Raw genomic sequence first — 10,041 nt, forward strand, 5'->3', positions numbered from 1 at the left:
ATAAAGTGCGTATAATCCGCCGCCATGACTCGTACTCGAACTCCCCGCACCCCAAAAAAACCACCCTCCAAGGGCCTGCGCCCGTGGCTGGGCTGGGCCATTAAACTCAGTCTGGTCGCCCTTGTGGTGCTGGCCGGATTCGCCGTTTACCTTGATGCAATCGTCCAGGAGAAGTTCTCCGGCAAGCGCTGGACCATCCCGGCCAAGGTTTACGCGCGCCCGCTCGAACTGTTCGTCGGACAGAAGCTGAGCCGGGATGATTTCCTGACCGAACTCGATGCCCTGGGTTATCGCCGTGAAAGCGTGGCCAATGGTCCGGGGGCGGCGTCGGTCAATGGCAATACCGTTGACCTGAACACCCGCGGCTTCCAGTTCTATGAAGGCATGGAGCAAGCACAACCGGTGCGGGTGCGTTTCTCCGGCGATTACGTGGCCGAGTTGGCGGGGGCAAAAGGCTCGAAGCTGTCGGTGGTGCGCCTGGAGCCGCTGTTGATCGGTGGCCTGTACCCGAAAAACCTCGAAGACCGGATTCTGATCAAGATCGATCAGGTGCCGCCGTACCTGCTTGAAACGCTGGTGGCGGTCGAGGATCGTGATTTTTATCATCACTTTGGTGTTTCGCCGAAGTCGATCGCCCGTGCAATCTGGGTCAACGGTTCGTCCGGGCGCATGCGTCAGGGCGGCAGTACCCTGACGCAACAGTTGGTCAAGAACTTCTACCTGACCAACGAGCGCAGCCTGAGCCGCAAACTCACCGAAGCGATGATGGCGCTGCTGCTTGAACTGCATTACGACAAGCCCGAAATTCTCGAGGCTTACCTCAACGAAGTGTTTATCGGGCAGGACGGTCAGCGCGCGGTGCATGGTTTCGGCCTGGCCAGCCAGTTCTTCTTCAGCCAGCCGCTGGCCGAGCTCAAGCTGCATCAAGTCGCGCTGCTGGTGGGCATGGTCAAGGGGCCTTCTTCCTATAACCCCCGTCGTTATCCGGAGCGTGCCCTCGAGCGGCGCAATCTGGTGCTCGATGTGCTGCAAGAGCAGGGCGTCGCGACTGCCGAGCAGGTTGAGGCGGCGAAGAAAATGCCTTTGGGCGTGACCAAGCGCGGCAGTCTGGCGGACAGTTCGTTCCCCGGCTTCCTCGATCTGGTCAAGCGTCAGCTGCGCGAAGACTATCGCGACGAAGACTTGACCGAAGAAGGGCTGCGCATCTTCACCAGCTTCGATCCGATCCTGCAGATGAAGGCTGAAGCTTCGGTCAACGACACCTTCAAGCGCCTGGCTGGGCGCAAGGGTTCCGATGACGTCGAAGCGGCAATGGTCGTGACCAACCCGGAGACGGGGGAGGTGCAGGCCATGATCGGCAGTCGCCAGGCCAGTTTTGCCGGGTTCAACCGGGCGCTGGATGCGGTACGGCCGATCGGGTCGCTGATCAAGCCGGCGGTTTACCTGACCGCACTGGAGAAACCAAGCCAGTACACACTGACCAGTTGGCTGTCGGACGAATCCTTTTCGGTCAAAGGCGCGGACGGTCAGGTCTGGAAGCCGCAGAACTATGATCGTCGTTCTCACGGTACAGTGTTCCTCTATCAAGGCCTGGCGCATTCCTACAACCTGTCGACCGCGCGTCTCGGTTTGGCGGTGGGTGTGCCGAACGTCCTGAAAACGGTGGAGCGCCTGGGTGTGACTCGTGAATTCCCGGCCTTCCCGTCGATGTTGCTCGGGGCCGGCGGCATGACGCCAATCGAAGTGGCGACCATGTACCAGACCCTCGCCAACGGCGGCTTCAATACGCCGATGCGCGGGATTCGCAGCGTGCTGACTGCCGAGGGCGAGCCGCTCAAGCGTTATCCATTCCAGATCCAGCAACGTTTCGATCCGGCCTCCATTTACCTGATCCAGAGCGCCATGCAGCGGGTGATGCGTGAAGGTACCGGCAGCTCGGTCTATAACGTGCTGCCAAGGACCCTGACCCTGGCGGGCAAGACCGGTACCAGTAACGACTCGCGGGACAGTTGGTTTGCCGGTTTCAGCCAGGACTTGCTGGCGGTGGTCTGGCTGGGTCGCGACGACAACGGCAAGACGCCATTCACCGGCGCCACCGGGGCCTTGCAGGTCTGGACCAGTTTCATGCGCAAGGCCGACCCGTTGCCGCTGGACATGCCGCAGCCGGATAATATCGTTCAGGCCTGGGTGGACTCGCGAACCGGGCAAGGTTCTGATGCTGGTTGCCCGGGTGCCGTGCAGATGCCGTATATTCGCGGCAGTGAACCACCTCCCGGTGCCGCTTGCGGTGGTGAAAACCCTGCAGAGTCGGTGATGGACTGGGTCAAAGGCTGGATGAATTAAGCAAAGAGGGTTTCAAGTGAACAAGTGGTTGATTCCAGCGGTTGCCGCCGTAGCTTTGCTCAGCGGTTGTTCCAGCGTACAACGTGGCTCGATTCCGGTTGTGGACTCCGGCACCGCCGTGTCCAACAGTGAGCGGATCTCGGCCAATGGCGGTTTCCGCCAGACGACCGTCAAGCGCCCAGCGCAGGGGCAGTCGCAGACCCAGGCGATTGCGCAGGGTGACAGCGGCGTAGTGGTGATGGTGCCAGGCGCGGCAACGACTTCGACGCCGATCAGCACCACGCCGATCACGCCGGGTCCGATCACGCCGGGGCCGATTGACACGTCGCCGGTCCAATCGGCGCCGATCAATCAGGGCAGCTACAGCATGCCGTCGTCGCCAAGCGGGATTCCATCGGCCAGTTCGGGCGGACTTTCTGCCGACGAGCAGTTGGACGGCCCGGTATTGGCTTTGCTGACCACCGCTCAACAGCAACAGGCGAGCGGTGATCTTAATGGTGCCTCCTCCAGCCTCGAACGCGCCCAGCGCGTTGCACCGCGTGAGCCGCAGGTGCTTTACCGGCTAGCCCAGGTGCGCATGTCTCAGGGCGATGCCGCCCAGGCCGAACAGTTCGCTCGCCGTGGGCTGACCCTTGCCAATGGCCGTCCAGCCCTTCAGGCCAACTTGTGGGAGCTGATTGGCCAGGCGCGCGAAAAGCAGGGTGACTCCCAGGGCGCGGCATTGGCTCGTCAGAAGGCCAAGGTAACGCTGTGATGGATGCGCGCTTTCTGAAAATCGCCGATCAACTGTTGTTGATCGAGCGCGAGTTGCGGGTGCAAGGATGGTGGGATGAGGTCTCGCCCTCTGCCGAAGCGCTTTCCAGTGTCGAGCCGTTTTCGGTCGACACACTGGATTTCGAGCAATGGCTGCAATGGATCTTCCTGCCACGCATGAAGATGATCCTCGAGCAGGATTTGCCGCTACCCAACGCTTCGGGCATTCAGGAAATGGCTGAAATGGTCTTTGCCGGGCGCAATGTCCAGGGTAGGGATCGGCAGTTGCAGGTGCTGCTCAAAGAATTCGATCAGCTGATTACCGCGTCCCGCTGAGCCAGAAGCTGCCAGCGTCCGCTGGCAGTTGTTCACAATATCTGTCTATTTTGTCGGCCGTTGCTGGGTAAGTGCATTCGCGTGCCAATTTTTTGCTAAAAGTTGCGCAATCGAAGCTAACACAGGGCTGATTTACGGGTTTTTTCTTGCGTTCTCATGCGCTTAGTAGAATAAAGCACATAGACGACTTGACTTGCGAAGGACGAAACAGAAGAATCCAAAGTCCGCTGTACAGGGACTGCCAGAAGCAGACCCTCTCAGCAGATCATGAGGCGCATATCCGCGTCGACCTGTTACACCCGCAACGCGTTACCTCGCGCTGGGTGGGAAAGCCCCGCAACACTTGGGACGATCCCAATACTTGCTCAGTCAGTGCTGACGTAGTCGGCGACCACCGTCGCTCATGCTCTGCCGAGAAGTAAACCTATTAAGACCCGTTCCATTTTTCGTGGGCGGTATTCTGGCGTTTTAGAGGTGAGCAACGTGGAGCTTTTATCTGGCGGTGAGATGCTCGTCCGCTTCTTGCGTGACGAAGGCGTCAAGTATATCTACGGGTACCCGGGTGGTGCTCTTCTTCATGTCTACGATGCCCTGTTCAAAGAACCGGAAGTGACCCACATCCTGGTTCGTCACGAGCAAGCGGCTACCCATATGGCTGACGGCTACGCCCGTGCCACCGGTAAAGCCGGTGTGGTACTGGTGACTTCCGGTCCTGGCGCAACAAACGCCATCACCGGTATCGCCACCGCCTACATGGACTCCATTCCGATGGTGATCATTTCCGGCCAGGTGCCTAGCACCATGGTGGGTACCGATGCGTTCCAGGAAACCGACATGATCGGTATCTCCCGGCCGATCGTGAAGCACAGCTTCATGATCAAGCACGCGTCGGAAATCCCGGAAGTCATGAAGAAGGCGTTCTACCTGGCACAATCCGGTCGTCCTGGTCCGGTCGTCGTCGATATTCCGAAAGACATGACCAACCCGGCCGAGAAGTTCGAATACATCTTCCCGAAAAAAGCCAAGTTGCGCTCCTACAGCCCGGCTGTTCGCGGTCACTCCGGTCAAATCCGCAAGGCGGCAGAAATGCTCCTGGCGGCCAAGCGTCCTGTGTTGTATTCGGGCGGCGGCGTGATCCTCGGCGGTGGTTCCGCACCACTGACCGAACTGGCGAAGATGCTCAACCTGCCAGTGACCAATACCCTGATGGGCCTCGGTGGCTTCCCTGGCACCGACCGTCAGTTCATCGGCATGCTCGGCATGCACGGCAGCTACACCGCCAACCTGGCGATGCACCATGCTGACGTGATCCTCGCTGTCGGCGCACGTTTCGACGACCGTGTCATCAACGGCGCGTCGAAGTTCTGCCCGAACGCCAAGATCATTCACATCGACATCGACCCGGCTTCGATCTCCAAGACCATCAAGGCCGACGTGCCTATCGTGGGTCCGGTTGAGAGTGTCCTGACCGAAATGGTCGCGATCCTCAAGGAAATCGGCGAGACCCCGAACAAGGAATCCGTTGCCAGCTGGTGGAAGCAGGTTGACGAGTGGCGCGGTGATCGCGGCCTGTTCCCGTATGACAAGGGCGACGGCAGCAAGATCAAGCCGCAGACCGTGATCGAAACCCTGTGCGAAGTGACCAATGGCGACGCCTTTGTGACCTCCGACGTGGGCCAGCACCAGATGTTTGCTGCGCAGTACTACAAGTTCAACAAGCCGAACCGCTGGATCAACTCCGGTGGTCTGGGCACCATGGGCTTCGGTTTTCCGGCGGCCATGGGCATTCAGTTGAGCTACCCGGATGCCGACGTCGCCTGTGTAACGGGCGAAGGCAGTATCCAGATGAACATCCAGGAACTGTCCACCTGTCTGCAATACGGGTTGCCGGTAAAAATCGTCATTCTGAACAACGGCGTTCTGGGTATGGTTCGCCAGTGGCAGGACATGAGCTATGGCAGCCGTCACTCGCACTCCTACATGGAGTCGTTGCCTGACTTCGTCAAGCTGGCTGAAGCCTATGGCCATGTTGGCGTGCGCATCACTGAATCGAAAGATTTGAAGTCGAAGATGGAAGAAGCGTTCGCCATGAAAGATCGCCTGGTGGTGATCGATATTTCGGTCGATACCAGCGAGCACGTCTACCCGATGCAGATCAAAGACGGCTCCATGCGCGATATGTGGCTGAGCAAGACGGAGCGTACCTAATCATGCGGCACATTATTTCCTTGCTTCTGGAAAACGAACCCGGTGCTCTGTCTCGTGTGGTTGGCCTGTTCTCGCAGCGCAACTACAACATCGAAAGCCTGACCGTGGCCCCGACCGAAGACCCGACACTGTCGCGTCTGACGCTCACCACGGTTGGTCACGATGAAGTCATCGAGCAGATCACCAAGAACCTGAACAAGCTGATCGAAGTGGTAAAACTGGTCGACCTGTCGGAGAGTGCTCACATCGAGCGCGAACTGATGCTGGTCAAGGTCAAGGCCACCGGCGCCCAGCGTGCCGAGATCAAGCGCACTACCGATATTTACCGTGGACAGATCGTCGATGTCAGCGCCAGCGTGTATACCGTTCAACTGACCGGTACCAGCGACAAGCTCGACAGCTTCATTCAGTCCATTGGCACCGCCTCGATTCTGGAGACCGTCCGTAGCGGCGTGACCGGCATTGCCCGCGGCGACAAAGTACTCAGCATCTAAACCAAATTAGCGAACGGCCTGAACGGCCTGATATAGGGGAAATTCATGAAAGTTTTCTACGATAAAGACTGCGACCTGTCGATCATCCAGGGCAAGAAAGTTGCCATCATCGGTTACGGTTCCCAGGGCCACGCTCAAGCGTGCAACCTGAAAGACTCCGGCGTTGACGTGACTGTCGGTCTGCGTAAAGGCTCGGCTACCGTTGCCAAGGCTGAAGCCCACGGCCTGAAAGTGACCGACGTTGCTTCCGCTGTTGCGGCTGCCGACCTGGTCATGATCCTGACCCCGGACGAATTCCAGTCCTCCCTGTACAAGAACGAAATCGAGCCGAACATCAAGAAAGGCGCCACCCTGGCCTTCTCCCACGGCTTCGCGATCCATTACAACCAGGTTGTGCCGCGCGCTGACCTCGACGTGATCATGATCGCGCCGAAGGCTCCAGGCCACACCGTACGTTCCGAGTTCGTGAAAGGCGGCGGTATCCCTGACCTGATCGCTATCTACCAGGACGCCTCGGGCAACGCCAAGAACGTCGCTCTGTCCTACGCTGCCGGTGTTGGCGGCGGTCGTACCGGCATCATCGAAACCACCTTCAAGGACGAGACTGAAACCGACCTGTTCGGCGAACAAGCCGTTCTGTGCGGCGGTACCGTTGAGCTGGTCAAGGCCGGTTTCGAAACCCTGGTTGAAGCTGGCTACGCGCCGGAAATGGCCTACTTCGAGTGCCTGCACGAACTGAAGCTGATCGTTGACCTCATGTACGAAGGCGGTATCGCCAACATGAACTACTCGATCTCCAACAATGCCGAATACGGCGAGTACGTGACCGGCCCTGAAGTCATCAACGCCGAATCCCGTCAGGCCATGCGCAACGCCCTGAAACGTATTCAGGACGGCGAATACGCCAAGATGTTCATCAGCGAAGGCGCTACCGGCTATCCTTCGATGACCGCCAAGCGTCGTAACAACGCCGCTCACGGTATCGAAATCATCGGCGAGCAACTGCGCTCCATGATGCCGTGGATCGGTGCCAACAAGATCGTCGACAAAGCCAAGAACTAAGTCACGCACTTGTACGAAAAACGCGGCTTAGGCCGCGTTTTTTCGTTTGGGGGGCCGGTTCTGGTATAAAGCTGCATCGTTTGCGGCCGAACCGTCGTCCCAGACACCTGTCCAAACTTTCCACCCCGTTGCAAGGTAATGTCCATGAGCGAACGCCCCGAAGAGCCAAACCAGGCTTCTGACGCCGAAAGCCTGCTGCCCATCGATGAGCATGTCGAAGAAGGGCATGACGCGGAAGGTCGTAAAGTCCGGCATCGTGGTATCTATCTTCTGCCGAATCTGTTCACTACTGCGAACCTGTTCGCAGGGTTCTATTCCATCATCAACTCGATGAGTGCCCAGGCGGCCTTGAGTGCTGGTGACTCGGGCAATGCGAGCAAGTATTTCGCGTTCGCGGCCATCGCGATTTTTGTCGCCATGGTGCTCGATGGTCTTGATGGGCGCGTGGCTCGCATGACCAATACCCAGAGTGCCTTCGGTGCCGAGTACGACTCGTTGTCGGACATGGTTGCCTTTGGTGTTGCCCCTGCATTGCTGGCTTTCGGTTGGGCCTTGGGTGACATGGGCAAGGTTGGCTGGATGGTCGCCTTCATCTATGTGGCGGGCGCGGCATTACGTCTCGCACGCTTCAACACCCAGGTCGGCACCGCGGACAAGCGCTACTTCATCGGTCTGGCCAGTCCTGCCGCTGCAGGTGTGGTTGCAGGTATCGTCTGGGCGTTCAGCGACTACGGCATCCAGGGTTCCAAGATGTCTTTCCTGGTTGCGCTGATGGTGGCGGCGGCCGGCATGCTGATGGTCAGCAACATCAAGTACAACAGCTTCAAGGAACTGGACCTGAAGGGGCGAGTGCCTTTCGTGGCGATCCTCGCAGTAGTGTTGGTGTTCGCGGTTGTTTTCAGTGATCCGCCGCGCATCCTGCTGCTGGTCTTCCTCGCCTATGCCGCGTCCGGTCCGGTTCAATACCTGTTACATCTTCGTCGGCGTAAAAGCGTCGAGTGATGTAATTTCCCCCATACTCCGCAGTCTGTTGGTGCATCTGTTCTCCAATACTGCGGAGTAGCCATGCTGATCAAAGTCACTAAAGCATCCGACTGCCATGAGTCGGATGTCACGCCTGAATCCATCTATCTTTCTCGACGCAATGTATTGAGTGTTGCTGTTACCGGTTTGGCCGTGAGCGGTCTTCCTCGGTGGGCGGCTGCCGACAATGTGGCGCGTTATGCGGATGTCGAGCCAGGCAAGGCGCCTGTCTGGTTCAGCGAAAAACTTTCCTCGGTCAAGTGGGGGGCAGTTGTCGTCAAGGATGAGGCGATCACGCCGTTCAAGGACGCGACCCACTACAACAACTTCTACGAGTTCGGCACTGATAAAGGTGATCCGGCTGCGAATGCCGGCACACTGAAGACTGAACCGTGGTCTGTGGTGGTGGATGGGGAGGTGGGCAAGCCCGGGCGGTATGCCCTCGAAGACTTCATGAAGCCGTATCAGCTGGAGGAGCGAATCTACCGACTGCGCTGCGTGGAAGCCTGGTCGATGGTCATTCCCTGGATCGGTTTCCCGCTCTCGGCTTTGCTCAAGGAGGTAGAGCCGACCTCGAAAGCCAGATTCATCCGCTTCGAAACCCTGCAGGATCCCAAAAGCATGCCGGGCCAGCGCTCCGGTTTTGCCTTGATCGACTGGCCTTATATAGAGGGGCTGCGACTGGATGAGGCGATGAACCCGTTGGCGATTCTTGCTGTGGGGATGTACGGGCGTGTATTGCCAAATCAGAACGGCGCGCCGTTGCGTCTGGTCGTGCCCTGGAAGTACGGGTTCAAAAGTATCAAGTCCATCGTGCGCATCAGTCTGGTCGGCGAGCAGCCGAAAACCACCTGGCAGAGCATTGCGGCGGATGAATATGGCTTTTATGCGAACGTGAATCCCACCGTTGATCATCCTCGCTGGACTCAGGCCCGTGAGCGCCGCCTGCCTAGTGGCTTGTTCAAGCCCAATGTGCGCGACACGCAATTGTTCAACGGCTATTCAGAGGAAGTCGCCTCTCTATATACGGGGCTCGACCTGAGGAAGAACTACTGATGCGCTATCCGTTTTGGCGTGTCGGTGTCTTTGTCGTGGTGCTGGTGTGGCCGCTGCTGTGGTTGTACCAGGCCCTGGAGGATGTTCTCGGGCCGGATCCGGGCAAGGTGCTGGTCGACCGGCTGGGTTTGGGGGCGCTTGTTCTGCTGCTCGTCATCTTGAGTTTGACGCCTTTGCAGAAACTCACGGGTTGGGCAGGGTGGAATGTCGTGCGACGACAGTTGGGATTGTGGTGCTTTGCCTATGTGCTGCTCCACCTCAGTAGTTATTGCGCATTCATACTTGGGTTTGATTGGTCGCAGCTGGGTGTCGAGTTGCGCAAGCGGCCTTACATTATTGTAGGGGGGGTGGGTTTTCTTGGTTTGCTGGCATTGGCGGTGACTTCCAATCGATACAGTCAGCGACGATTGGGTGCCCGCTGGAAGAAGTTGCATCGCTTGGCGTATGTCATTCTCGGGCTTGGATTACTGCATATGCTCTGGATTGTGCGCGCCGACCTGAAGGAGTGGGTGATCTATGCATCTACAGGTGCATTACTGTTAGTGCTGCGGCTACCGCCTTTGGCGCGTCGAATCCCGCGTCTAATGGCTAAAAAGGGCTCTTCTGCCAAAAAGGCGTAAATAGTGGTTGACGGCAGATTCTGGAAGCCTATAATTCGCCCCACTTCCGGCGCAGTCGAAACGGAAAACTCCTTGGCAAACAATGAGTTACGCAGTTTTCGGCAGCAGGTTGCTTCAGTTCATCGAAGCCGAAAGGGAGTTGAAAG

The 10,041-nt window shown here is 58.1% G+C and carries 9 protein-coding genes; all 9 read left to right on the forward strand.

Annotation, left to right across the window (positions count from 1 at the left end; translation table 11 throughout):
• Positions 1-24 precede the first annotated feature (24 nt).
• Complete coding sequence (gene mrcB / locus ACM6G4_RS25870) at positions 25-2,343, forward strand: penicillin-binding protein 1B (RefSeq protein ID WP_056728615.1); 2,319 nt, start codon at positions 25-27, stop codon at positions 2,341-2,343.
• A gap of 16 nt (positions 2,344-2,359) precedes the next feature.
• Positions 2,360-3,097: a hypothetical protein gene (locus tag ACM6G4_RS25875; protein WP_056728613.1), complete on the forward strand. Its 738-nt coding sequence runs from the start codon at positions 2,360-2,362 to the stop codon at positions 3,095-3,097.
• The gene (locus ACM6G4_RS25880; protein ID WP_056728612.1) at positions 3,097-3,432 is read left to right on the forward strand and encodes a YqcC family protein; all 336 of its coding nucleotides are present in this window, start codon (positions 3,097-3,099) and stop codon (positions 3,430-3,432) included. The genes ACM6G4_RS25875 and ACM6G4_RS25880 overlap by 1 nt, the downstream gene beginning before the upstream one ends.
• A 483-nt stretch (positions 3,433-3,915) precedes the next feature.
• The gene (locus tag ACM6G4_RS25885; RefSeq protein ID WP_414914879.1) at positions 3,916-5,640 is read left to right on the forward strand and encodes an acetolactate synthase 3 large subunit; all 1,725 of its coding nucleotides are present in this window, start codon (positions 3,916-3,918) and stop codon (positions 5,638-5,640) included.
• 2 nt (positions 5,641-5,642) lie between these two features.
• On the forward strand, positions 5,643-6,134 hold the full coding sequence (gene ilvN, locus ACM6G4_RS25890) for an acetolactate synthase small subunit (RefSeq protein ID WP_003176102.1): 492 nt from the start codon (positions 5,643-5,645) through the stop codon (positions 6,132-6,134).
• Between the two features lie 45 nt (positions 6,135-6,179).
• Positions 6,180-7,196, forward strand: coding sequence for a ketol-acid reductoisomerase (ilvC, locus tag ACM6G4_RS25895; protein ID WP_003228216.1), 1,017 nt, complete (start codon positions 6,180-6,182; stop codon positions 7,194-7,196).
• A 144-nt stretch (positions 7,197-7,340) separates the two neighbouring features.
• Positions 7,341-8,198, forward strand: coding sequence for a CDP-diacylglycerol--serine O-phosphatidyltransferase (gene pssA, locus ACM6G4_RS25900; RefSeq protein WP_414914880.1), 858 nt, complete (start codon positions 7,341-7,343; stop codon positions 8,196-8,198).
• A gap of 63 nt (positions 8,199-8,261) precedes the next feature.
• The gene (gene msrP, locus ACM6G4_RS25905) at positions 8,262-9,275 is read left to right on the forward strand and encodes a protein-methionine-sulfoxide reductase catalytic subunit MsrP (RefSeq protein ID WP_414914881.1); all 1,014 of its coding nucleotides are present in this window, start codon (positions 8,262-8,264) and stop codon (positions 9,273-9,275) included.
• The gene (gene msrQ, locus ACM6G4_RS25910; protein ID WP_414914882.1) at positions 9,275-9,895 is read left to right on the forward strand and encodes a protein-methionine-sulfoxide reductase heme-binding subunit MsrQ; all 621 of its coding nucleotides are present in this window, start codon (positions 9,275-9,277) and stop codon (positions 9,893-9,895) included. The genes msrP and msrQ overlap by 1 nt, the downstream gene beginning before the upstream one ends.
• Positions 9,896-10,041 lie beyond the last annotated feature (146 nt).

Origin of the sequence: Pseudomonas sp. IT-P258 (assembly GCF_949767825.1) — a bacterium.
Classification (GTDB): Bacteria; Pseudomonadota; Gammaproteobacteria; order Pseudomonadales; family Pseudomonadaceae; genus Aquipseudomonas; species Aquipseudomonas monachiensis.

Coding starts and splice junctions, on each gene's coding strand:
- mrcB (WP_056728615.1), top strand. CDS start 25: ATGACTCGTACTCGAACTCCCCGCACCCCAAAAAAACCACCCTCCAAG.
- ACM6G4_RS25880 (WP_056728612.1), top strand. CDS start 3,097: ATGGATGCGCGCTTTCTGAAAATCGCCGATCAACTGTTGTTGATCGAG.
- ilvN (WP_003176102.1), top strand. CDS start 5,643: ATGCGGCACATTATTTCCTTGCTTCTGGAAAACGAACCCGGTGCTCTG.
- ilvC (WP_003228216.1), top strand. CDS start 6,180: ATGAAAGTTTTCTACGATAAAGACTGCGACCTGTCGATCATCCAGGGC.
- pssA (WP_414914880.1), top strand. CDS start 7,341: ATGAGCGAACGCCCCGAAGAGCCAAACCAGGCTTCTGACGCCGAAAGC.
- msrP (WP_414914881.1), top strand. CDS start 8,262: ATGCTGATCAAAGTCACTAAAGCATCCGACTGCCATGAGTCGGATGTC.
- msrQ (WP_414914882.1), top strand. CDS start 9,275: ATGCGCTATCCGTTTTGGCGTGTCGGTGTCTTTGTCGTGGTGCTGGTG.